20 protein-coding genes are annotated in these 24,217 nt (G+C 60.0%); 4 read left to right on the top strand and 16 right to left on the bottom strand.

Annotated features, from left to right (window positions below; genetic code table 11):
• Positions 1 to 67: 67 nt before the first annotated feature.
• From HMPREF2943_RS01035 to HMPREF2943_RS01020, 4 genes are all read right to left on the bottom strand, one after another.
• A complete protein-coding gene (locus HMPREF2943_RS01035; protein WP_070710571.1) occupies positions 68 to 1,861 on the bottom strand; it encodes a GmrSD restriction endonuclease domain-containing protein in 1,794 nt (597 codons plus the stop codon).
• Between the two features lie 118 nt (positions 1,862 to 1,979).
• Positions 1,980 to 2,993, bottom strand: coding sequence for a ketol-acid reductoisomerase (gene ilvC / locus HMPREF2943_RS01030; RefSeq protein ID WP_070643330.1), 1,014 nt, complete (start codon positions 2,991 to 2,993; stop codon positions 1,980 to 1,982).
• Positions 2,994 to 3,104: 111 nt separating this feature from the next.
• Complete coding sequence (gene ilvN, locus HMPREF2943_RS01025; RefSeq protein ID WP_010186907.1) at positions 3,105 to 3,620, bottom strand: acetolactate synthase small subunit; 516 nt, start codon at positions 3,618 to 3,620, stop codon at positions 3,105 to 3,107.
• Between the two features lie 5 nt (positions 3,621 to 3,625).
• On the bottom strand, positions 3,626 to 5,446 hold the full coding sequence (locus HMPREF2943_RS01020; protein WP_070710570.1) for an acetolactate synthase large subunit: 1,821 nt from the start codon (positions 5,444 to 5,446) through the stop codon (positions 3,626 to 3,628).
• Between the two features lie 315 nt (positions 5,447 to 5,761).
• On the opposite strand from HMPREF2943_RS01020, the gene HMPREF2943_RS01015 reads away from it, so the two are divergent.
• Together HMPREF2943_RS01015 and ilvD are read left to right on the top strand one after the other, a co-directional pair.
• Complete coding sequence (locus HMPREF2943_RS01015) at positions 5,762 to 6,295, top strand: PH domain-containing protein (RefSeq protein ID WP_010186912.1); 534 nt, start codon at positions 5,762 to 5,764, stop codon at positions 6,293 to 6,295.
• 2 nt (positions 6,296 to 6,297) lie between these two features.
• A complete protein-coding gene (ilvD, locus tag HMPREF2943_RS01010) occupies positions 6,298 to 8,151 on the top strand; it encodes a dihydroxy-acid dehydratase (protein ID WP_070447634.1) in 1,854 nt (617 codons plus the stop codon).
• On the opposite strand, the gene HMPREF2943_RS01005 is transcribed toward ilvD, so the two are convergent.
• The 6 genes from HMPREF2943_RS01005 to HMPREF2943_RS00980 all read right to left on the bottom strand — a co-directional run bounded on the left by HMPREF2943_RS01005 (position 8,085) and on the right by HMPREF2943_RS00980 (position 14,387).
• The gene (locus tag HMPREF2943_RS01005; protein WP_070710569.1) at positions 8,085 to 9,332 is read right to left on the bottom strand and encodes a glycosyltransferase family 87 protein; all 1,248 of its coding nucleotides are present in this window, start codon (positions 9,330 to 9,332) and stop codon (positions 8,085 to 8,087) included. The genes ilvD and HMPREF2943_RS01005 overlap by 67 nt on opposite strands.
• Positions 9,295 to 11,502: an acyltransferase family protein gene (locus HMPREF2943_RS01000; protein WP_070710568.1), complete on the bottom strand. Its 2,208-nt coding sequence runs from the start codon at positions 11,500 to 11,502 to the stop codon at positions 9,295 to 9,297. Before HMPREF2943_RS01000 ends, HMPREF2943_RS01005 begins: the two co-directional genes overlap by 38 nt.
• An 88-nt stretch (positions 11,503 to 11,590) precedes the next feature.
• A complete protein-coding gene (locus HMPREF2943_RS00995) occupies positions 11,591 to 11,905 on the bottom strand; it encodes a transcriptional regulator (RefSeq protein WP_070447642.1) in 315 nt (104 codons plus the stop codon).
• Complete coding sequence (locus HMPREF2943_RS00990) at positions 11,902 to 12,339, bottom strand: hypothetical protein (protein ID WP_070447645.1); 438 nt, start codon at positions 12,337 to 12,339, stop codon at positions 11,902 to 11,904. The genes HMPREF2943_RS00995 and HMPREF2943_RS00990 overlap by 4 nt, the downstream gene beginning before the upstream one ends.
• Before the next feature lie 133 nt (positions 12,340 to 12,472).
• Entirely contained in the window at positions 12,473 to 13,474 is a 1,002-nt protein-coding gene (locus HMPREF2943_RS00985; protein ID WP_070710567.1) for a DoxX family protein, read from the bottom strand.
• A gap of 28 nt (positions 13,475 to 13,502) precedes the next feature.
• Positions 13,503 to 14,387 (bottom strand): LysR family transcriptional regulator ArgP, encoded by an 885-nt coding sequence (locus HMPREF2943_RS00980; RefSeq protein ID WP_070710566.1) that lies wholly within the window; start codon positions 14,385 to 14,387, stop codon positions 13,503 to 13,505.
• A gap of 70 nt (positions 14,388 to 14,457) precedes the next feature.
• On the opposite strand from HMPREF2943_RS00980, the gene HMPREF2943_RS00975 reads away from it, so the two are divergent.
• Positions 14,458 to 15,147, top strand: coding sequence for a LysE/ArgO family amino acid transporter (locus tag HMPREF2943_RS00975; protein WP_070710565.1), 690 nt, complete (start codon positions 14,458 to 14,460; stop codon positions 15,145 to 15,147).
• On the opposite strand, the gene HMPREF2943_RS00970 is transcribed toward HMPREF2943_RS00975, so the two are convergent.
• The 6 genes from HMPREF2943_RS00970 to HMPREF2943_RS00945 all read right to left on the bottom strand — a co-directional run bounded on the left by HMPREF2943_RS00970 (position 15,144) and on the right by HMPREF2943_RS00945 (position 23,479).
• Entirely contained in the window at positions 15,144 to 16,568 is a 1,425-nt protein-coding gene (locus HMPREF2943_RS00970; RefSeq protein ID WP_070710564.1) for a YkvI family membrane protein, read from the bottom strand. The two genes, HMPREF2943_RS00975 and HMPREF2943_RS00970, sit on opposite strands and share 4 nt — an antisense overlap.
• 185 nt (positions 16,569 to 16,753) lie before the next feature.
• Positions 16,754 to 17,809 carry an NAD(P)-dependent alcohol dehydrogenase gene (locus tag HMPREF2943_RS00965; RefSeq protein ID WP_070710563.1) on the bottom strand — a complete coding sequence of 352 codons (1,056 nt, stop codon included), beginning with the start codon at positions 17,807 to 17,809 and terminating at the stop codon, positions 16,754 to 16,756.
• Between the two features lie 55 nt (positions 17,810 to 17,864).
• Entirely contained in the window at positions 17,865 to 19,370 is a 1,506-nt protein-coding gene (gatB, locus tag HMPREF2943_RS00960; RefSeq protein ID WP_070447664.1) for an Asp-tRNA(Asn)/Glu-tRNA(Gln) amidotransferase subunit GatB, read from the bottom strand.
• Between the two features lie 43 nt (positions 19,371 to 19,413).
• Positions 19,414 to 21,012 (bottom strand): aspartate:alanine exchanger family transporter, encoded by a 1,599-nt coding sequence (locus HMPREF2943_RS00955; RefSeq protein ID WP_070447667.1) that lies wholly within the window; start codon positions 21,010 to 21,012, stop codon positions 19,414 to 19,416.
• 36 nt (positions 21,013 to 21,048) lie between these two features.
• The gene (locus HMPREF2943_RS00950) at positions 21,049 to 22,080 is read right to left on the bottom strand and encodes an ATP-dependent 6-phosphofructokinase (protein ID WP_070447671.1); all 1,032 of its coding nucleotides are present in this window, start codon (positions 22,078 to 22,080) and stop codon (positions 21,049 to 21,051) included.
• 22 nt (positions 22,081 to 22,102) lie between these two features.
• Positions 22,103 to 23,479, bottom strand: coding sequence for an MFS transporter (locus HMPREF2943_RS00945; RefSeq protein ID WP_070710562.1), 1,377 nt, complete (start codon positions 23,477 to 23,479; stop codon positions 22,103 to 22,105).
• A gap of 48 nt (positions 23,480 to 23,527) precedes the next feature.
• Between HMPREF2943_RS00945 and HMPREF2943_RS00940 the strand changes: the two genes are divergently transcribed.
• A complete protein-coding gene (locus HMPREF2943_RS00940) occupies positions 23,528 to 23,851 on the top strand; it encodes a hypothetical protein (protein ID WP_070447677.1) in 324 nt (107 codons plus the stop codon).
• Positions 23,852 to 24,217: the final 366 nt, after the last annotated feature.

The raw sequence follows: 24,217 nt of genomic DNA, 5'->3' as shown, positions 1-24,217 counted from the left end.
TCCCAGAGCGGTCATGCCCAGCAGTAGCGCCGCGGAGACGGCCTTTAGCCCACGTAGAAATGGAACCTTAACGAGCAAAGGCCTGCGGCCCCTCCTCGCCACCAGAGAGATTCGCCTCGTCCACGTCACGCACTACCTTTTTGTTCAGCGCGTATTCAACGATGCCAACGAAGCGCTCGCGGCGGTCAGCAAAGAACTGGTGCACAGTCTTTGCGGTCAGCAGCTCTGGTTCCAGTTCGTGGGAGGCCAGCACGCTATCGAACTCAGCATCCTCCATGATCGATTTCGACTGCACGCGCGGCAGGTAGCGCTCGGGCGAATGCCCATCGATGACAACCTCGGTGCGTTTGCCCATCGGAGTGCGGTTCAGCACGGAGTTTGCCAGCACGCCGCTGACGCCGTGGCGCTCGCACCAGCGAAGTGGGAAGACGGGAAAGAAGCCCGGCTGCAGTTCCTCAAAGCTATGGCGACTAAACGGACGGCCCGTACGCCAGTCCTTTGCGCCACGAGCCATGAGCAGGGCGTACAGGCCGTGCCACACTCCGTCGTGCTCTCCTACCGACAACAGGCGGGACTCGCGGAAGGAGGCATCACGGACGGTCTTCGGAATATCCTCGGTGTCGCCTGCAACCCATGCGGTGACCTCGTCGACATCGCGTGCGGCACGTAGCTTCACGGCCGACGAGCCGTAGAGCTCACCAAAGACGCCGCTCCAGAACCACTGGTTGAGGCGGTCCCAGGATTCCTGGCTCGACAGCACGCCCTTCTTCTCCGCCAGACGTGCCAAGATCACCGCCAGCGGAATGATCTGCTCGGAATAGGGCACCTGCTCCAAAGATAGGATGCAGCGCTCAGCTAAGAATTCAGCCACCTCACGGAAAGTAATCACTAGGGTTTGCGAAGCCTTGCGGTACTCCGACAACGAGAGCTGCAGGATATCCTCGCGCTGGCCGCCAGCGTTGCCCTTCTCCCCCGACACCAGCAAAGACACTGCCGACAAGAACTCATTACGGCCAATTCCGTCGAGCGCTCGGAAGGCACGCAGCTGCTTCTCGACGGCCGCCCAATCCTCCGCCAGGTGAAAGTCCGGGTCCTCGGAGGCAAAGACTGCGGTGAGGAGATCGAAGACATCCATCTGCAAACCAGCCGAGTTCACCTGCGCGAAGATGGAGCCAATGCCAGCGCTCGCAGTCTCACGAGAAAGACGGATCATCGGCACAGTGTAGCCGGACAGGGGGCGCAGAATCCGGTTGTTGAAGGCAGCAACAACATCGCGATTGGCGCCGTCATTAGCTGCCGCGAGCTCGAAGAGCATGCTAGTGCCCTCCTCGCTCAGGAGCGCGGAGACGGGAATGCAGCATGCTTCCACGGCGGCCTCACGGCTGTTCAAAGAAGACTCGAGCTCTGGCGCGAAGTGGGAGCGCAGCTCGCCGTGTTGGTTGATAGCGAAGACGGCCTCATCCGGCATGATGTCCTCGGAGGTCGCCTTATGCAAGTCTACAAAGTACTTGCGGGAAACCTTCTTGGAACGAAAATCAGTGGTATCGACAAAACCCTCGCCACGGAAGCAGTGGTACAGAGTGGTCAACCTCTGCTGACCATCGAGCAGAAGCAGACCGGGGTTTACCCCGGTATTGGGCGCGCCTGCGAGCGGCCGCGGCCGAAAGCGCATAGCCTCGTTGCGGGTATCCAAGGCCATAAATGCGCCGAGCGGGTAGCCGCGCAGGACAGTGACGATCAACGATCGGATGCGGTCCTCGTCCCAGGAATAGGAGCGCTGGAAATCGGGAAGCTGAATATCACCGCGATCGATGCGGGCGAAGAGGTCATTAAGGTCATAGCTTGGCGTAGAGAAACCCATGGCCTCAACCCTACTCTCGGATGTGGGAATGTGCCCGTTTGTGCGCGAACATCACAAAACAAAAGATTCCCGTTGACCACTGCACACAGGCCAACGGGAATCTTCAGATAAACGCGGTTTAGGCAGTTGCGTCCAGCGGATTCTTTACCCAGCTCATGAGATCGCGCAGCTGGGAGCCAGTCTGCTCGATCGGGTGGGAGTTCACCTTGGCGCGCAGATCCTCGAGCTCCTTGTTGCCACCCTCAACGTTGGCAACGAGGCGCTTGACAAAGGTGCCGTCCTGAATATCGGTCAGGACATCCTTCATACGCTCCTTCACGGAAGAGTCGATGACACGCGGTCCAGAAAGGTAGCCGCCGAACTCCGCGGTGTCAGAACAGGAGTAGTTCATGTTCTTGATGCCACCCTCAACGATGAGATCAACAATGAGCTTCAGCTCGTGGCAGACCTCAAAGTAGGCCATCTCCGGCTCGTAGCCAGCCTCGGTAAGGACCTCGAAGCCGTTCATGATCAGGTACTCCACGCCGCCACACAGGACGGCCTGCTCACCAAAGAGGTCGGTCTCAGTCTCATCCTTGAAGGTGGTCGGGATAACGCCGGCGCGGGCACCGCCGATGGCTGCGGCGTAGGACAGGGTCAGTTCGCGTCCCTCGCCCTTCGGATCCTGTTCGGTGGCAATCAGGCAAGGAACGCCCTTTCCGTCAACGAACTGGCGGCGAACCAGGTGGCCCGGCCCCTTCGGAGCGACCATACCGATGGTGATGTTCTCCGCCGGCTTGATCAGACCGAAGTGGATGTTGAGGCCGTGGCCGAAGAACAGTGCGTTGCCGTCCTCCAGGTTCGGCTCGATGTCCTCGGTGAAGATGGCAGCCTGAGAGGTATCCGGCGCCAGCAGCATGATGACATCAGCCCACTTGGCAGCCTCAGCATTGGTGAGAACCTTGAAGCCAGCCTCCTCTGCCTTCTCGCGAGACTTGGAGCCTTCGCGCAGGCCGATGGCGACCTCAACGCCGGAGTCACGCAGGTTCATTGCGTGGGCGTGGCCCTGGGAGCCATAGCCAATGATGGCGACCTTGCGGCCCTGGATGATGGTCAGGTCTGCATCGGAATCGTACAGAGTCTCAATAGCCATGTTTGATGTTCCTTTTCTCTTTGGGTTCGTGAGCACTACTCATCCAGTAGTAACTCTGCCTATTGAATTTGTATCACACTTTGGGACAGTCCGCCCACATTGTGAGATTTTTTATTTGCTCGGTGCCATCGCCTTCGGGCCACGCCCCAGCGCGACGTTTCCGGACTGCACCAGTTCGCGGATGCCGAAGGGCTCGAGGACGTCGAGAAGCGCCTGCAGCTTGCCGGGCGTGCCGGTGGCCTCCACCACCACGGACTCCGGCGATACATCCACGATGCGAGCACGGAAGATGTTCACCGCGTCGACCACCTGGGGGCGGTTCGAGTTATCCGCAGCCACCTTGACCAGCATGATGGCGCGGGCAATGGTGTTTTCCTCTTCCAGCTCCACCACCTTGAGCACCGGAACAATCTTGTTGAGCTGCTTCGTCACCTGCTCGATGACAACCTCGGAGGCGTCCACAACGATGGTCAGGCGGTTGATTCCCTCGGTTTCAGTTCGCGCGGAGACCAGCGAGATGAGGTTATAACCACGGCGGGTGAACATACCGGTCACACGGGAAATGATGCCCTCAATATCCTGGACGCGCACGGACAGGATGTGGCGAGTGATATCGTCTTTAGCCATTACTCTTAGGCCTCCTCGAGGGATTCGTGGATGTCGGCCGGTTCCTCGGCCGCGGACTCATTTTCATCAAACAGCGGGCGCAGACCAAGGGCGTATTGGATTTCCTCATTGGAGGCGCCGCCGCCAATCATCGGCCACACCTGGGCGTCTTGGCCCACAATGAAGTCGATGACCACTGGGCGGTCATTGATTGAGCGCGCTCGTTCAATCGCCGGGCCAATCTCTTCCACGGTGGTGACGCGAATAGATTCGCAGCCCAAGGCCTCGCTGAGTTTGACGAAGTCCGGGACGTACTCATCGTGCTCACGCAACTTGGTATGGGAGTACTTGTTCTCATAGAAGAGCGTCTGCCACTGGCGCACCATGCCCAAGTTGCCGTTGTTGATGACAGCCACCTTGATGGGGAACCCTTCCACCGCAGCGGTGGTGAGCTCCTGGTTGGTCATCTGGAAGCAGCCATCACCGTCAATTGCCCAGACTTCACGCTCCGGGCAGGCAGCCTTGGCGCCGAGCGCTGCGGGCACTGCGTAGCCCATCGTGCCGGCGCCACCGGAGTTGATCCAGCTTCGTGGGTGCTCGAAATCAAGGAACTGGGCCGACCACATCTGGTGCTGGCCCACACCCGCGCAGTAGATCGCCTCCGGGCCCACGATTGCGCTGAGTTGCTGAATAACCTCTTGCGGATTGAGCAGGCCGTCTGCTGTCGGCTCGAAACCGCGCGGGAAGCGGCTCTGCAGGTCTCCCAGGTACTCCATCCACGGGCCAATTCGCGGGGCATCCAGCTCCGCATCATTGGCATAAGCCTTTGTCAGGCGCAGAAGCACCTCGCGGGCATCGCCCACGATGGGGACAGCTACCTCACGGATCTTGCCAATCTCGGCCGGGTCGATATCTGCGTGAATAACCTCGGCATGGGGAGCGAAGGTGTCGGTATCACCGGTCACGCGGTCATCGAAGCGCGCGCCCACGGCGATAATGAGGTCAGCGCGCTGGAGCGCGGCGACGGCCGGTACCGTTCCGTGCATGCCGGGCATACCCATGTGTTGCGGGTGGTTATCCGGAAAAGCACCGAGCGCCATGAGGGTGGTCACCACCGGGATGCCGGTCAGCTCAGCAAACTCGCGCAGCTCGCGGGAGGCACCTGCCTTGATGACGCCGCCACCGACATAGAGCACCGGACGCTCTGCGCGAGCAATGCGCTGAACAGCCTGCGTAATCTGGCGCGGGTGCGGGGTCGTGGTGGGTTTATAACCCGGCAGGTCCGGCATCACAGGGCCGGAGTACTCCATCAGGGCGTTCTGGACATCCTTCGGGATATCCACGAGAACTGGGCCCGGCCGTCCGGTGGAAGCCAGGTGGAAGGCGGCAGCAATAGCCCCCGGGATGTCCTCTGCCTTGGTGACGATGAAGTTATGCTTCGTAATCGGCATGGTCACACCGCGGATATCAGCCTCTTGGAAGGCGTCGGTGCCCAACAACGAACTGCCGACCTGTCCGGTAATAGCCACGACGGGCACGGAGTCCAGGTTTGCATCCGCCAGCGGGGTCACCAGGTTGGTGGCACCTGGACCGGAGGTAGCAATCATGACGCCGACCTTTCCGGATGCCTGCGCATAGCCTTCTGCTGCATGGCCAGCTCCCTGCTCGTGGCGGGTGAGCACGTGGCGCAGCTTCGTGGATTCAAACAGGGCGTCGTACAGCGGAAGCACGGCGCCGCCCGGAATGCCGAAGACCAGCTCGGTGCCCAAATCTTCGAGGGTACGGACAATGGCGTGTGCGCCCGTGATGCGCTCGGGCGCCCGCTGTGGCGGTGTGGAAGCTGTCACGGTTGGTGTGCTCCTTTAGTGGGGGTGGATATCGGAGAGATCATCCAACGAATAACGCCCCCGTCTTTCCTTCCTGGGTGTGAAGGTAACGGGGGCGCATGCTGGTCGACGTCACTAGCGGACTCGCTACGGCTCGCGCCGCCCGGGTACTACTACGAGGTGAAGTCGAATAATGATCATGGGATAAACTGTACACTGATAGAAACGCCACCGCAGGCCTTTACCCCCATTTTTGGGATTTATTTCTCATTTAGCGAGATTCCACAGGTGGGGCGGTTCGCCACCGCGCCATATTGTCAATTACGATGACCCACTATGACGTCCTCACACCCGCAGAACGCATCTTCTCGCGCCGAACACCCCACGGCCGAAACGTTCAAGCCCACTCGCGAACACCTCCTCGGCATCGGCATCCTCGCCGCCATCGCTTTCCTCAGCATTGGCTGGGCCCCGAAGTACCTCTTCTGGATTCTCATCTTCCCCGTGCTGGCCATCTGGTGGGTCCTGCGGGCCCGCACCACCGTGGACAGCACGGGCATCCACATCACCTATGGCTTCCGCGGCCCCAAGCACATCGAGTGGAAAGACTTCCAAGGAATCGGTTTCCAGCGCTCGAAAGCCTATGCCCGCACCACGAAGGGCGATAACTTCAACCTGCCGGGAGTGACTTTCAACTCCCTCCCCCGCCTCGCTGCCGCTTCCAATGGGCGCATCCCCGACGCCCTGAGCGCTGGCCGTGACGCCGCCGATGACAAGGTGGTCATCGTCCACCGCGATGGCCAACAGATCCTCCTCACCAAGGAGGAATACGCCGAGTACCTCGAGAAACACCCCGAACTGAAGGATTAACCATGTACCCTCTCCGCTCTAAAGTCACCACCGTTGGCCGCCAGGCATCCGGTGCCCGCGCACTGTGGCGCGCTACCGGCTCCAAGGAGAGTGACTTTGGCAAGCCGATCGTCGCCATCGCCAACTCCTTTACCCAGTTCGTCCCCGGCCACGTCCACCTCAAAAACGTCGGCGACATCGTGGCCGATGCCGTCCGCGAAGCCGGCGGCGTGCCGAAGGAGTTCAACACCATTGCTGTTGACGACGGCATCGCCATGGGCCACAGCGGCATGCTCTACTCCCTGCCTTCGCGGGAGATCATCTCCGATTCCATCGAGTACATGGTCAATGCCCACACTGCCGACGCCCTGGTGTGCATTTCGAACTGCGACAAGATCACCCCGGGTATGTTGAATGCTGCACTGCGCCTCAACATTCCCACCATCTTCGTCTCCGGCGGCCCGATGGAAGCCGGCAAGGCCGTCGTCGTTGACGGCGTGGCGCATGCACCGACGGATCTGATTACGGCGATCACGGCCTCGGCCAGCGATGCCGTCTCCGACGAGGGCTTGACCCGCGTGGAGGAATCCGCCTGCCCTACCTGTGGTTCCTGCTCCGGCATGTTCACCGCCAACTCCATGAACTGCCTCACCGAGGCGCTCGGCTTGGCCCTGCCGGGCAATGGCACCACGCTGGCTACCCACAGCGCCCGCCGAGATCTCTTCGAGCAAGCTGGCCGCACCATCGTGGAGATGTGCCGACGCTACTACGGCGAAGAAGACGACGCCGTTCTCCCGCGCTCCATCGCCACCAAGGAAGCCTTCAGCAATGCCATGGCTCTGGATATGGCTATGGGTGGTTCCACCAACACCATCCTCCACACGCTGGCCGCCGCACAGGAGGGCGAGGTGGACTTCACCCTCGAGGACATCAACGAGATCTCCTACCGCGTACCGTGCCTGTCCAAGGTGGCCCCCAACGGCACTTACCACATCGAAGACGTGCACCGCGCCGGCGGCATCCCCGCCATCTTGGGCGAGCTGCGCCGCGCCGGCCACGTGAACCTCAAGGTCCACACCGCCCTCTACGACAACGCCGAGGAGTGGCTCGATGATTGGGATATCCGCGGCGGCAAGGCCACGGAAGCCGCTCTCGAGCTTTTCCACGCCGCACCCGGCGGTGTACGCACCACCGAGCCATTTAGCCAGTCCAACCGTTGGGATGAGCTGGATACTGACGCTGCCAATGGCTGTATCCACGACGCCGAGCACGCTTTTTCCTCGGACGGTGGCCTGGTCGTCCTGCGGGGCAACCTCGCCCCCAACGGGGCCATCGTCAAGGCCGCCGGCGTGGAGGAAGAGCTGTGGACCTTCACTGGCCCGGCCCGCGTGGTGGAGTCCCAGGAGGAGGCCGTGTCCATCATCCTCAAGAAAGAGGTCCAGCCGGGCGATGTCATCGTCATTCGCTACGAGGGGCCCGCAGGTGGTCCCGGCATGCAGGAGATGCTGCACCCGACTTCCTTCCTCAAGGGTTCCGGTTTGGGCAAGGCCTGCGCTTTGATTACAGATGGCCGTTTCTCCGGCGGCACTTCCGGCCTTTCCATCGGCCACATCTCTCCCGAGGCAGCCCACGGCGGCCTCATCGGCCTAGTGGAAAACGGTGACCCCATCACCATCAACATCCGCGAGCGCCAGCTCTCCCTCGACGTCGACGAGGAAGTTCTCGAACGCCGCCGCGCCACTGAGGAGCAGCGCGAGAAGCCCTGGACCCCGAAGCACCGCAACCGCCCGGTCACCAAGGCCCTGCGCGCCTACGCCAACATGGCCACGTCCGCTGACCGTGGTGCGGTGCGCGTGGTGGATGGCCACGTCCAGTAGGCCATCCCGGCCATAATGAGCGGCAGTGCCACCCAGGCCAAGGACGAGCGCCAGCGGATAATAGCTTCCGCTGGTGCCCACAGGCCCTCGGGCGGCGCAGCGCTGGAAACTAGGCACCACCAGACCACTACGATGAGTAAGGTTCGCGCGGGACTGCCGGGGATCACCACCGTCGCAATCACTGGTAGCAGCCAGATGCAGTAGTAGCCCTGCATGAGACCAGTAGTCATTAGCACTCCGGCAAAAAGAACACCGAGTGAGCAGTACACCCACACCACTGGCTGCTCGCTCTTATAACGCCACAGCGCTACTAAGGATAGAGCGACCACAACGAGGAACGCCACGGTCGATCCGGTGATGGCAGCCTCAGACCAGCCAAGCTGCCTGCCTACCCCCTCAATGGAGCCATTGTTGTAGTCGCGAGCCTGTCCCAAATATGGCAGGAGGCGATCAACGTAGTCCTGTGGACGAGCCATGGTGAGCCACCCAGCGAGAAAAACTACCGCCATGAACACGCCGGCCACGACCAACACCGTTATGTGTCCAGACAACAATGAAACCACAGCCAGCGCGAGGAACTGGGGCTTGATGGTCATGGCCACCCCCAGGATGATTCCAGCCGCAACCGCCACCCAGGACTTCAATGAAGCACGCCAACCGCGACGCAGCATCTTGATGGTCAACAGCGCAAAAAGAACCTGCAGCAAGAAAAGAAAGCCATTGATATTGGTTAGACTCAGCGTGCTGCGCACCGGCTCATTGAAGGTGCACGCAACGATAACCAGCACGGCGAACACCTGCCCCCTATAACGCGCGGCAACGGAGGCCGCAAGCAGCCACAGAGCGGAGAAGATAGAGGCCGCGCCCAGCCACATCATGATGGTGCGGGCGATGTCACGGCCGGGCAACCAGCCAATGGGCCCGAGCAGGAATGTCGCCCCTGGTGAATACAGGTAATGGGGATCGAGGGTGGAATAGTCCTCATCATAGACCGGCCGACCGTGTACGTATTTGTCGACGGCGTTCCAAATGGGATCAAAGTCCGAGCCTGTGGTCCCAGCTGGGGACCACACGACAGCACCAAACGCCATAACGCCGGCGACAAGGTAAAGCAAGCGGATAGCCGGAGTCCGCCAGTCCGGATCAGAGGCTGGGGGCAGCAGGTTCTTCAGCAAATTCATCGCTAGGTAGCGTACCACCGTACATCTGTCGCTCTAGCCCGTCACTCAACATGGCGGCGAACGTGTTGGTGAGATGCGAAGAATCGCGGTAAACCATCACGTTGCCGATCACGCCAGGGCAACGCTCTGGACCACACATGGCGTTTGTCAGGTCAAGGTGAGTGACATCCAACCCAGCCAGTGCGCTCACGGCAGGGTTCTCAGCCAACAGTGAGTCGTCTCGCTCCACGCCGCAATCAAGCAGGGGATCGCCTGCAACGTATCCACCCGCAGCCACGCAGTCACGCACATCTAAGGGGCCTGCCGAGGTGTGCGGCCAGGGCGTGTCGCGCAAACCCCACACTCGCATGCCCGCACTGTTGAGGCGTTCGACCACCGTGCGGAGTCCCTCGGGAGTCTGCTCGGGCCCCATGGTTCCTGGCGCTGGCTGGGTAGAAATGAGAAAGGTGCCTTCCGTAGCTGGATTGGCCTCCATGTATTCCAAAGCAGCCTCGGTCCAGGCGGCGCACTCCGGGTAGTCGTGTCCGTCGGAGCGCTTAGGCTCACCGCCTGGGAAGCAGCCCATCTTCAGCAGCGGAACAATTCGAATCCCCTGGTCACGACCCACGATATCCAAGGTCGTCAATATATGGTCCGCATGTGAATTTCCAAACAGGTACATCGTACGAGCGGATTCCAGGTCACCGTATGCGCACGGTATATCCTCAGTGTTTCGCTGATGCGTCAGAATCGGCTCTTCATGTTCAAAAAGTGCCGTGCAGCCATCGGCGTGCGAGGCCGGGTAGAAAGACTCAATAGGGTTGAGAGCATTCGGCACCGGGTCACGCGGCGGCACCTCAACACCGTTTAGGAGAGCATCGGGGCCGGGATAGTCAATAGTGTCGCTCTCGCTAATGCTCGCGGTTGAATCCGAAACCGCAGGAGGCTGCGCCCACGCGGCCAGTGCTATAGCTGAGACGGTTAGCGCCGCGATACCTGCCGTCACACCCTTTTCTACACCGACTAACCTCCCTGGCGCCCAAGAGCGCTCTCCGGGTTTAGTTTTCTGCCGAGTCGGCACCTCCACGTAGCTCAGCGTGAGCCAGGCAAGCACCACCGAGAGGGCAATGACGCCGGCACCCGCCGCAAGTCCACGGGTAGTGCCAACAGCAGCGAGAATGCCCATACCATCGCGGTTGGACTCTCCCCCACTGAGTAGATAGGTAACCAACACCAACAATGGCCAGTGCCACAAGTAAAGACTGTAAGAAATTCGACCTAAGAATTGGAATGGTGCGGTGGTCAGAAGCCGACCGAGACGCGAGGAAGGTCCCGCGACGATAATGAGAGCCGCGCCCGCAAGCGGCATCAGCGTCGCAGGGCCGGGGAACTGCTGGGCGCCGTCCATGACTACTCCGGTGGCCAGGATGAGCGCTAGGCCAACAAGACTCCAGTCAGTCTTCCGATGACCGGCCCCAGCAGTTCCAGACATGCGGTGGGTTCCCGGTTGTGTCAGCCACAGCCCCAGCAGCCCGCCGAGGCCAATCTCCCAGAAACGGCTGAGCGGTGAGTAATAATTTGTACCTTGGTCAACACCATGCAGATACATCGCATAAAGGAAGCTGGCCAGCGTAGCAATGCCGAGCCCCCAAGGGGCCATGTTTATACCACTGACCTGGGCCTTACCTTCACGGCGTCCACAGAGCCGGTACACACCTGCACACAGGAAGATGACCAGTAGGGATCCTAGATAGATTTGCAGCTGGGCTGACATGGACCACAGGTGTTGATACGTACTCACATCTTGACCAATGGCAGCGTAGTCCTGTCCGGCAGCCGATAAAGCGAAGTTTTGGACATAGGCTAACGAGCTCAGCGCTTCTCGGCCTTCTCTTCCCCACCGCGTCGGGGGAAAGACTATTAGGGCTAGGGCCAGCGTGACAGTGACCGTAACCACGAGCGCCGGAAAGAGTCGACGCAGCATCCTGATAACCACTTGGACTGGGGTTAGCCCCCGAGGGTTGAGGGCGTTGCGAATTTGGGGCCCGAAAAAGAAAACACCGCCGATGAGCAGGAAGACATCCACGCCCGCTGAGACCTTGCCCACGAAGACGTGGAAGAACACGACCAGCGCGATGGCCAAGCCGCGCAGGCCGTCAATGTCTGTACGATACGTCGATGATTTCGCCATAGCCCCTAAATCCTAGGACATTCGGGCTCTAAAACCGTCATCGGCATGATGCGTCGGAACGCTGATGCCTTGTGAACTGTGCCCACGATCAATCTCCGGCCAAAGCCTTAAGCGCCGCCAAATGACCATCGAAAGCTGTTTTACCTTCCTCCGTCAGAGCGACCCATACCGAATCTTTAGCGCGGCTGGTGCCGTACTCGCGGAAGCGCGTGACGTAGCCAGCTTTCTCTAATGCACCAAGCTGCTTGGACAGGGAGGCGTCGGAAAGCTCCGTGCGGTCACGCAACATAGCGAACTTCATCTCACGGTTTACTTCCCCACCCTGCGTGGCACCGAAAGCATTGAGTGTGGCGCAAATCTTAAAGCGATTGAGCGGGTGAATTACCGGATCGAGCCCATTCATCGCGGCATCCTATCCAGCGCACCCGTGTGCAACGTCCAAAAGACCGCCAAGCTGCACAGCACACCTGCGATGCACGAGGCAATAACGTGCCCTTCAACAAAAGGATTGAACAGTGCCGGCAGAATCATGAAACCCAAACCCGCAAAATACCGCCAGGTGACACTCCGTGACGCATGCGGATCCACCTTCTGTCGCATCGAATCCCTCACCCCCGTGCGATAAAAGAAGGCGAGACTCACCAAGAGCGCGAGTACAAGAAGCAGTCCACCAACAAGAACGAGAGGATGGACGTCATCCTTGATCCACATGTAGGCAAACCACGCACCGTACACCACCGCTGCGAGCAGGCTCAACCAGATGGGCGGCCGCTTGGCTGCGGCCAGCCGTTGTTGCTCCTCAAATGCAAGTGCGTCCCGAACATCCTGATCAGACAAAACTAAAGCTCCCCTCCTGCGGCACCAAAGTCATTGTTTTCCATTACAGAAAACAACTTACTTTACGCAATGGAAAACAACAAGAACTTGTATATAGCTGCAGGCTGGGAGCGTAGAAACGCGCTAACAACGCCTAGTTTATCGGGTTAACGCCAGCGCCAAACCACCAGATAGCGACCAGCGCGGCCACGCCAATGACGACGAAAATCCAGGACGTTGCCAGCGGGCGGCGAGTCCAGGAGCGATTGAAGTCCAAGGAGATGAATCCCGGGCCGGTGAACTGCAGGGCCACCGCGATAACGAAGAGGACGAGACCCAGCCAGACACTCTCATTCCACGCGAAGACATCCAACCCGGCACCGGAGGCGTTGAGGCCGTGGATAGCGGAGAAGCCCGTGACGATAAGGCCGAACATAGCGGCCAGCGGTGTCACCAGGCCGAGAAGCAGGAAGGCTCCGGCAATGAGCTGAACAGTCGGCACACCGATGGCCAAGGCTGCAGCCATGGTGTACTCGCCGAACTCCTTCTCCAAGCCGGACAGTCCCTCGTTACCGCCGAGCTTAAAGAAGGTCGAAGCACCCGCCACGAGCAGGTAAACGCTGAGCGCTAGGCGCACGAAGAGCAGACCGAAGTCGATGGTGCCGCGACGTGCCGGCTCCGGCTTCTCCTCCACCGCTGCTGCCTCGGAGTCCACGGCGGGGTCGGCAACAGCAACCGTGCTTGGTACCTCTTCATAGCTCTCAGTTGCCACAGGTTCAGTTGTGGTATCAGCGGCAGCGGTTGCCGATACCGGCATAGCAGTTGTCTCCGCTTCGGACTCTGTCGTCGCCTCAGCGCGCGGGAAGGCGGTGGTCTCGGTTTCTGCTGCAGCACTGTCGAAAGACAGGGAGCCACGGGAGGCGCTCTCAAAGGTTTCGGTCTTGGCTTCAGGCTCTGCTTCAACGGCAGACTCCTCGGCCTTCTTGGGCTTAATCACTTGCGGCTCGGCACGTCCGGGACGCTGGAAGAGGCTGCTCTTCTTCGGCTTATCGGTAGCTTCTTCTTTAGACGTGCTGTCCTTCACAGAGTCTTTCCCCGTGTAGGTCGGAATATCGTCATCAAAGTCGGTGGCTTTATCAGGAGTTTTATCGCTCATACCTCCAACTTAAGGCAGCACAGCCCCCTTATGGTGCATCTTTATCGGCGCGGCGCGAAGCTAAAACTGCACGGCCTGCGTCTAAGACATCCGCCGTGAGGTCCGCAAGCAACTCCGACTCCAACCGCCAGCGCTGCCAGTAGAGGTCAATGTCAAGCGGGAAGTCGTCGAGAAGCACCAGCTCCCCGGTCTCCAGCAAGGGCTGTGCCTGCAGGCGCGGCACTAAGCCCCATCCCAGGCCATAGCGCACTGCTTCGACATAACTCTCCGAAGAAGGAATCTGGGACACCCGCGCACGCAGAACATGGGAATCAATGAAGCGCTCGCGCATGGCGTCATCCAAGGTGGCGTCGTTCGGACCGAAGCCCACGATGGGCAGGGTCTCCCAGTCCTCGAAAGTCTCCGCCAGAGCGGGCGCGGCGACGGCAAAGTAGCGCATGGTACCGAGGTACGTGGATTCACAACCTGAGACCGGGGTTTGCTCGCGCGTAACCGCGCCCAGCACATCACCCCGGCGCAACATGGCGAGTGTACGGGCTTCATCTTCGATGCGGATGCGCAGCGCCGCCTCACCGCGCTCGGCGGTGCTCTGGATTACAGGGCGGAACCACGTGGCCAGGGAATCCGAGTTGATAGCAACGGTGAGTGGAACGCGGGACAGGCGCTCGGTCAGCCGCGCATCCGCCTCAGCTTGGACCAGCGCCATGCGCCGTGCTGCTTGGGCGACGATCTCCCCTGCTTCAGTCACGGTGACCGGAGTGCCGCGGCGCAGAAGGATGCGGCCGGTCGAAACTTCCAGCGCTTTGATGCGCTGACTGACGGCCGAAGGAGTGATTCCCAACACAGCCGCAGCCCCCTCGAAGGATCCTTCATCGATGATGGCCAGCAACGTTTCGGTATGGAGCGGATTCATGAAGCTATATTAAACCAGCTGTAGAACATTTAACTAGACTTCATATGGCGCTATGCGCAGACTAGAAGCCATGTCAGTATTGCTTGCAGGATTTGCGCTAGGTCTATCCCTCATCATCGCCATCGGACCGCAGAATGCCTACATCATCAAGATGGGCATTAAACGCGATCATGTCGGCGCCATCCTGTTGGCTTGCTTGCTTTCCGACGTCATCCTCATCACCGGCGGCACCGCCGGAGTCGGCGTCCTCGTCGAGCGCTTCCCCACCGCGCTCGTCGTGGTCAAGTATTTAGGCGCGGCCTACCTCATCTACTTTGGGTTCACGTGCTTCCGCGACGCGTTTAAGAAGGAACAGGACTCACTGGTCATTGAGGAAACCGCACCAGTGGCGCAGGTCGTTGAAGACAACTCGGGCAATTCGGGAGCTTCAGGAACCTCCGTACTCACCAAAATTCGCCCCCGCATGCGCTCTAAGTCCTGGATCAAGCCCGTCCTTGGTGCGTTGGCGCTCACGTGGCTTAATCCCTTGGCCTACGTCGACGCGCTGGTCATGCTGGGCTCCATTGCGAACCAATATGGCGACCAGCGCTGGGTCTTCGCAGGCGGTGCGATTTTGGCCAGCTCCGTCTGGTTCCCCTCCCTGGGCTTTGGTGCCTGGAAACTTTCCCACGTGCTGGCCAAGCCGACGACGTGGCGCGTAGTCAACATCGTCATCGGCTGTGTCATGCTTGCGCTGACGGCAAAGCTCCTGCTCTTCTAATCTTTCTTTGATTCTTCTGGGAGCTCTTCGTCTTCGGCAGGGTCTCCCACCGCGCCGGTCTCCTCGACCCAGGCCTTAATTTCTTCGTCGCTGCGGTCCTGCTCCACGCCCTCGCGCTCAGTGTAGTAGGAGTGATCGTTGCGGTTTTCCTCCCAGCCTTCCCTGTCGAAGTCTAGGTCTTCATCCGAGTCTAATTCGTCAACCACATCGGAGACGAGGTCCTCGTAGAGGGCTTCATCATCCATGTTGGAATCAGCGATCTGCTGGCCGATCTCGTCGTCGTAACGAGCTGCGTCGTACTCCGAATCGGGGTGCAGCTTGAGGTGCAACAGGGCGCGGATGCGCTCACGGCGCAGCCCCTCGTCCTTGATCTTGCCCAGGGAGCGCAGCCAGCCAATAACCAGGATGGCCACGAGGACGATGCCCATGTAACCCAGTACTGGGTAGACATACTGCATCAGTGCCTTGAAACCGGCAAAGGACACGGCGAAGCCAGCGAGGCAGCCTACGATGAAGATGATGCGGTACTTCGATTCCTTGCCAGAGGACAAACGCTTACCCAGCGCGTAAAACATACCGATGGCCGTGTTGAAAATCATCAGGTAAATGATGATGGCCATAATGACGCCGAGTGTTGGGTGGATATTGTCTACCAGGGTCAGCATCGGAATATCGGAATCGCCCACGCTCTCTGCGTTCATGAGCAGCGAGAAACCGGCGATGGCCATGAGTACCGCGTAAACCGCGCCGCCCACGATGCCGCCGACGCCCGCCTCGCGCGGGCTGATATTATCGCCGCCGATCACCAGGGACATCGATACAGCCAGGATGAGGGCTAGGCCGTTGTAGTTCAGCGCGGAGATAAGCCAGTGCGGGATTGGGGATTCAATCGCTTCGGATGCAGTAATTGCAGCGTCGACACTGTCCGGCATATGCAGCAGTGTATAAGCGCCGGCGAAGAGCACCGCGATGATGATGGTCGGCGTAAGAAGGCCAATGACCTGGGAAACCTTATCAACATCGAACATGCCCGTGATCAGAACCAGGACGAGCATGAGCAAGGAACCAACCCAGGCAGGCCAGCCGAACTGTTGCTGCATGTTGGAACCGGCACCGGCCAGCATGACAAAGCCCACCGCAAAGAGCGTAAGGATCACTGCGACATCCAGAATGCGCGAAATGATCGGGTGGGTGATGTTCCGAAACACTTGGTTGTGCTCGCTGGCGTGGAAATAGCTTCCCAGCTGGAGGAAGACCGTGCCGGCAAGGGTCATGACCAAGCCGGCAACCAAGATTCCCCACATGCCAGGAATACCGAAGGACGTAAAGTACTGGACAACTTCCTGCCCCGTGGCAAAGCCCGCACCAACGAGCAAGCCAATAAAGGACAAAGCGAGGCCCATAACGTTTTTATAAGACACGTTTTCCTATCTGCTTTCTATTTTCTTCTTCTTATGCTTAATGACTAGTGCATAAAAACGCGCCATACTTTGACATAAGTATGGCGGTACATGGTCTCTACCTTACGCCACGCTGATAGGAAAACATGTGTGCGGCTGTAGAGAGCTTGCTCCAACAACCGCTAAAGCATGAGACGGCTCACCTCTTAGTGCTCGGCAAACGTCGTCGTATCGATGACGAAGCGGAACTTAACGTCACCCACCACGACCCGGTCGTAGGCCGCGTCCACCTCGTCGACGCCCACCTTCTCGATCACCGCGCCCAAGCCGTGCTCAGCACAAAAGTCCAGCATCTCCTGGGTTTCCGCGATGCCGCCGATATTGTTACCCGTGAGCACCTTGCCGCCGCCGACTAAGCGGTTGAGGCGCAGTGGTAAGGCCTCTGGCGGCAGACCCACCACCGACATGATGCCGCGGGGTTTGAGCATCCGCAGGTAGTCCTCGAGGCTGTACTCTGCGGAAATGGTCGAGAGAATAAAATCGAACTCCCCGCGATGCTTCCTGAAGAAGTCCTCTTCTTCGGTGGTGGCCAAGGTACGGCTCGCTCCAAGCTCTGCAGCTTCTTCAGCCTTGCGAGAAGTGCGCGAGATGACCGTGACATCCGCGCCCTTCGCGGCAGCGATCTGCACGCCCATGTGCCCCAGGCCGCCCAGGCCTACGACGGCCACCTTTTGACCTTCCTTCACATCCCAGCGTGCCAACGGAGAGTACGTGGTGATACCGGCGCAGAGCAGGGGCGCCGCTACGTCGAAGTCGAGTGCATCGGGGATGCGCAAAACGAAGTCTTGGTTCACCACGATTTTTTCGGCGTAGCCGCCTTGGGTGATGGTGTCATCAACGTCGGTGGAATTATAGGTCCCCACGCCACCATTGAGGCAGTTTTGCTCCATTCCGGCTTGGCACTGTTCACATTCGCCGCAGGAGTTCACCAGACAGCCCACGCCGACGCGGTCCCCCACCTTAAATTTGGTGACCTCCTCCCCCACGGCGGAGACCACACCAGCGATCTCATGGCCGACGGTCAGCGGAAAATGCGCTTCGCCCCACTCGTTGCGGATGGTGTGGATATCCGAGTGGCAGATTCCTGCGGCCTTAATGTCGATGACGACGTCATCGGCGCGCGGCTCGCGGCGCTGGATGGTCACGACCTCGAAGGGCTCGTTCGGGCCGGTCTTCTGCAGGGCTTTAGTAGAAATAGTCATGGCGACCACGGTACCCCGCAGCCGCCTGACCTCGCCTAATGGAAATCTCTACCGGCTAGGAGAGCTTCTTCGCAATCAGCTTGTTGACCTGTCCCGGGTCAGCCTTACCTTGGGTGGCCTTCATGACCGCGCCCACGATAGCGCCGGTGACCTTCTTGTTGCCGGCCTTGTATTTCTCCACGATGTCCGGGTTAGCGGCCAGGGCATCGTCGACGGCCTTCTCAATCGCGCCGTCATCGCGCACGACCTCGAGCCCGCGCTTGGCGACAACCTCGTCGACGTCCCCCTCACCGGCCAGCACGCCGTCGACCGCCTGGCGAGCCAGCTTGGTGGTCAGTTTGCCTTCCTTAACCAACTCGACAACGCGAGCAACCTGCGCCGGGGTGATGTCGAGAGCACTCAGCTCAACGCCGGCCTCATTGGCCTTACCAGTCAGGTAAGAAACCCACCAGGAGCGCGCCTCATCCGGGGTGGTTCCGGCTTCCACGGTTTCGATGATGAGATCAAGCGCGCCAGCGTTGACCAAGTCACGCATCTCCTCATCCTTGAGGCCCCACTCCTCTTGGATACGGGCGCGGCGAATCCACGGCATCTCCGGCAGGGTCTGGCGGATTTCTTCGACCCACTCGCGGGAAACAATCACCGGAGGCAGATCCGGGTCATTGAAGTAGCGGTAGTCCTCCGCGGTCTCCTTCGGGCGGCCCTTCGAGGTGGAGCCATCCGTTTCCTGGTAGTGGCGGGTTTCCTGGATGATCTCGCCACCGTCGACAAGCACCTGCGCCTGGCGCTGCATCTCAAAGCGCACCGCCTGCTCAACCGAGCGCAAGGAGTTGATGTTCTTGGTTTCGGTACGGGTGCCGAACTCCTCCTGGCCCACCGGGCGCAGCGAGACGTTGGAGTCAACGCGCATCGAGCCCTGATCCATGCGGGCATCAGAAACGCCGAGAGCGGCGACGAGCTCACGCAGCGCCGTCACGTAGGCGCGCGCTACCTCGGGAGCACGCTCGCCGGCACCCATAATTGGCTTGGTCACAATCTCAATGAGGGGAATGCCCGCGCGGTTACAATCCACCAGCGAGGAGGTTGCGCCGTGGATACGGCCATCGGCGCCACCCAAGTGGGTGAGCTTGCCGGTGTCCTCCTCCATGTGGGCACGTTCAATCTCTACGCGCCACTCGGTGCCGTCGTCGAGGACGACGTCGAGGTAGCCGTCGTAGGCAATCGGCTCATCGTACTGAGAGATCTGGTAGTTCTTCGGCTGGTCCGGGTAGAAGTAATTTTTGCGGGCAAAGCGCGAAGACTCCGCAATCTTGCAGTTCAGCGCCAGGCCAATCTTGATGGCGCCTTCCACGCCCTTGGAGTTCACTACGGGCAAAGCGCCTGGCAGGCCCAGCGACACCGGGTCCACGTTGGAGTTGGGGGCTGCGTTGAAGTTCGTGGGTGAGGTGGAGAACATCTTGGTCTCCGTATTGAGCTCCACGTGAACTTCCATGCCCATAACGGGATCGAACTTTTCAAGGACCTCATCATAGTCCATCAGGTCATACATCGCAGCAGTCATGCGTGCCATCTTAGTATGTCAGCGCGACACCGTGCGCAACCGCCTAACCCAACAAGGTGATGCCGTGGGTAATGAGAATTTTGGCAATCATCGCCGCCGGATAGACCATGGCATAGCCCAAAGAAACTCGCTGGTCAGTATTGGTGCGATTGTTAACGAAAGCCAACACCGCCGGCTGCGTTTGTGCGCCAGCCATGGCCCCCGCGGTCTTTGTTGCACCAACATGCAGGAAGCGCCGCATCACAAAGGCGAACCCGGTGGCTACCAGCGTGGTGATGATTGCACCGAGCAGGAGAATTTTCCACCACGAACCACCCGTAAAGGCGCCGGCAATCTCCCCACCCGCATTCGTTCCGGCCTGCGCCAAGAAGAGCAGCAGGCCTAACTCGGAAAGAATCGTGTTGGCCGAGTGCGGCAATGCGGTGACCGTGTTGCCAATGCGCCCGATGCGCGCCATGATCAGCGCCACGATGAGGACGCCCGCGGCAGCGCCGAGGCTAAAGGAAGAACCTCCCGGTAGAGGGATCTCGAGGTGGCCCACGAAAACGCCGAGAGCCATGCCTAAGCCGAGGGAGACCGGGTTGATATCCGTCAGGCCTTGGGAGGAATCACCGAGAAAAGCAGAAATCTCCCGCAGAGACTTCTTTGAACCGACGACGCGCACGCGGTCCCCCAGCTCTACGATGTGTTCGGGGATTGCGACCTGGTCGTTATCGGCCCGCCGAACACGCGAGATTCGTGCGCCCCAACGATCCGCCAATTGGTTATTCAGCTCTGCGATGGTCAGACCGGCCAAGTTGTGCTCCGACACAGTGATGCGGCGAAAATCTAGCTCGTGGCGGTCATCGTTGAGAATCTGTGGCGACTCACGCCCAGCGTCCTCAATAATGTTGTCGAGGTCCTCGGGGGCGCCGACAAGCGTGACGACATCCCCCGGGTGTAGCACATCAAAAAACTTCGGCAGGACGATCACGTTGCTGCCTACTCGGCGTAAACGGGTGACCTGCACTTCCCCATTGCCAATGTCCGCGAGCTCTGCAACGGAGGTCTCACGCAGAATCTGCATGTGCTGGCGCGTGACGGGTGACAGGGTGTCGTCGTCATTACCGGCGTCGCGAAGCACCAGCACAGTCGCCGCGAGCATACCGATGACGCCAAACAGATAAGACACCGCATAACCCACCGTTGCTGAGCCCGGATCGCCCGTAGCCTCCGAGGCCGCCGCCAAAGCAGGGGTATTTGTCACCGCGCCAGCGAAGGTACCGGCGATAGTGGCACTCGACAACCCAAAGACATAGGTCCCCAGCCCCCAAGCAGCGAGGGCGGCGACGATAAAGACCGCGATCATGGAAAGCACGGGGCCAGTCGCAGTTTTCAGCGACTTGAAGAAGGACACGCCGGAGTTGTTGCCAATGCCAAAGGCAAAGAGCACCAAGCCAAACATACCCAAAATGGGAGGAACGGAAGCTTCGACGCCGACGGCGGAGGCAGCGGCCGAGAAAGCGATGCCCAAGAAGAGCACGGCTGCCGCGCCCAAGCTGATGCCCCGTGTCTTAATACCGCCGAGGGCCATGCCGAGGCCAATCAGCAGGAACACCAAGAGAACCGGCTGATCAGCCAGGAAAGCTAATACGCTTGTCATAATCCTTTATTAACTAAGGGTGAGTCCTAGTGGTGTTTAACCAAAGAGGGCTTGAGCGTTGGCATAACGCTTGGCAGGAACCACCTTCAGCTTGCCCACGGCCTCCTCGAGCGGCACGAGGTCGATGTTTTCGCCGTGCAAGGCCACGCACATTCCGGACTGTCCATTGTGCGCGGCGCGGGCAGCATGGGTGCCATAACGGGTTGCCAGCACGCGGTCATAGGCAGTTGGCGTACCACCACGCTGGATGTGGCCGAGGACGGTAGTGCGCACGTCGTAGCCGGTGCGCTTCTTGATCTCATCACCGATGACCTGGCCAATTCCGTTGAAGGTCTGGTGGCCGAACTGGTCCACGCCGCCTTCTTCGAAGTCCATGGTGCCTTCCTTGGGCAGAGCGCCCTCGGCAACGCAGACGATGCCGTACTTCTCACCCATCTGGAAGCGGCGCTCCATTGCCTTGGTGATATCTGCGATATCGAATGGAACCTCAGGGATCACCGTGTAGTGCGCACCACCAGCCATGCCAGCATGCAGTGCGATCCAACCGACGTGGCGGCCCATGACCTCCACGATGAGGATGCGGTCGTGGGATTCGGCGGTGGTGTGGAGGCGATCGATCGCATCGGTTGCGACGGAGACTGCGGTGTCGAAACCGAAGGTGTAGTCCGTTGCATTGACGTCATTGTCAATTGTCTTCGGCACGCCGACGACTGGAATGCCATTATCAGACAGCCACTTGGCGCCCTTCAGCGTTCCCTCACCGCCAATGGCGATGAGCGCATCGACCTCAGCATCAGCCATGTTGGCTTTGATGGTATCCAACCCAGCCTTGAATTTATCTGGGTGGAGGCGGCCGGTGCCAAGGATGGTTCCGCCGCGCAGAAGGATGCGGTCAATCTCAGCGTCGTCATAAAGGTCACGGCGGCGGTCTTCCATCAGACCAACCCAGCCGTCCTCGTAGCCGACGACCGTATCGCCGAACTCGTTGGATGCGGTGCGAACGACCGCGCGGATAACAGCATTCAGACCGGGGCAATCACCACCGGATGTCAGTACAGCAAGACGCATGACATCCAATCTACTCGCTTCCCTATAGGCTCGCAGTTTCCGCTACCGCATGCAGGGTGTCGCGGAAGAAGAGCGAAGCCACACACCCCGCCGATAGCATCGCAACGATGACCACGAGGGAATCCGCGGCCCCCGCTACCTGCATAACCGCGGAAACAGCGGCCACGCCGATGACCGAACCAACCTGCCGAGAAGTGTTATAGACGCCGGATGCCGCGCCCATGAGATCTGCGTCAATATCGCGCATCGTCGTCGCGGCGTTGGAACCCCAGATGAAGGACTGCCCCGCCCCCAGCGCCGCGCAGGGCAGGCACAACCACCAGGCCGACACTTCGGCGTGCATGAGGAACCACAGCGCGAGGAAGGTTGCAATCAGGATGCCGAATCCCGCGACCGCCAGACGCCGTGGGTGCAGCTTATCCGCCAGAATGCCCGCCAAGGGCGACACGCACAGAGAGACCAGCGCCATAGGTGTAACGATGAGCCCAGCATCCCGCGCCGACATGTCCTGCTCGACCTGCAGCCACATCATGATTGGAATCATCATCGACGCCGCCATAAAGCCCATGGACACGATGGCCACTGAACCTGCGGAGTAGTTGCGGTCATTAAACAGCACGAGCGGGACGAGCGCCGCCTTCCCCCGCGATGATTGCAAGCGCACGAAGACGTAGATGCCCACCACACCAGCAAGGAGCAGGGCCCAAATCCACCACGGCCAGCCCGTCTCTGGGCCCTGCTGCACTGCGAACACAAAGCACGTTAACGCGATAAACGACGCCCCCACCGACACAAAGTCAATCTTCCCCGTCGCCGTCGGCAAGGAAGGAACCCACAGACCGGATAAGACGATTGCAGCGACGACGAAAGGTATATGGATCCAAAACACCGCCTGCCACCCGAAGGCGGCGACAACGAAGCCACCCAAGAGCGGTCCGGCAAGCGTGGCCAAAGACCCAACCACTCCCCAAACGCCGAGCGCACGGCCGCGCCGCTCGCGGGCAAAGATACGGTTGATGACGGCCATAGTCTGCGGCATTTGAATCGACGCGCCGAAACCTTGCAGGGCTCTTGCTGCGATAAGAAACTCCACCGAGGGCGCTAGCGCGCACAGCAGCGCGCCGATACCAAAGAGCCCGACGCCCAACTGGAACATGTTCTTCTGACCGTAAATATCGCCGAGGCGGCCGGTAAACAACAGCGGCACGACCACGGCGAGCAGATAGATCGCGGAGACCCACAGCACCTGGTTGACGTCGGCGTTGAACTCGCGGCGGACGTCGGGAAGCGCAACGGCAATCATCGATTGGTCGAGCAACGACATGAAGAAGCCCAGTGACAGCGCGGCCATGGCGAGCCAAGCCTGCTTTTCCGAGGTCGGGGTTGCTGCGAGTTTCATGGAGCGAAGTCTAGCCACAACGCGCTCACACAGCCTAAACTGAGGCACATGGGAATGATTGATATCAAGAAACCGCAGGATGTATCAACGGCGGCGACCGTCACGCTAGGCCTTATCGGCGGGTGGCTCACCGCCCGGGAGACAGGCATTCGCCCGCTTGGCGGCGTGGTGCTTGCCGCCGCTGGCGTCTGGGCGGGCCGCAGCTGGTGGGCGAAAACGAACCCAGCCACTACCGCTGGCTTGGCAGCTCTATACACCGGCGCTTTCGGCCTCTCCCACCCGCTGGCTAAGAAGATGGGCTCCTGGCCGGCCGTGCTGACCGTCACCGCCGCAAGTGCCGGCGCTGCCTACGCGCTTTCCGACGCCCAGTAGACCCCCACCCACGCCCCTTCGCGCTGCCCTTGACGGCCGGAGGGGCGTTTCACGTTTCACAAAAGCGCCGCCACCCACATCCGTTAAGTATCGAATATCTAGGCGAAATGCTCAGCCGCTACCCCCGTTTATAGTGACGACTTGACGGGAATTCACCACTAGCTATAGCCATGTGTGGCGGTGGCCGCTAGGATTATGTTTAGAACACTTCTTCTAACTCATGTTGATCTCGGGGGAGATACCATGACCACCACTGCTACACGCCCGCCTACCTTCTTCTTTTCCACCACCAACCCTAATAACCCACACGCGATGGCTCGTGCTCAAGCCCGGAGAGCCACCTATAAAACCTGGGTCGGGGCCATG

This window comes from Corynebacterium sp. HMSC072D12, from assembly GCF_001813925.1.
Taxonomy (GTDB): Bacteria; Actinomycetota; Actinomycetes; order Mycobacteriales; family Mycobacteriaceae; genus Corynebacterium; species Corynebacterium aurimucosum.
Note: the sequence above shows the minus strand (reverse complement) of the source record. Positions and strands in the feature narration are given on the sequence as shown.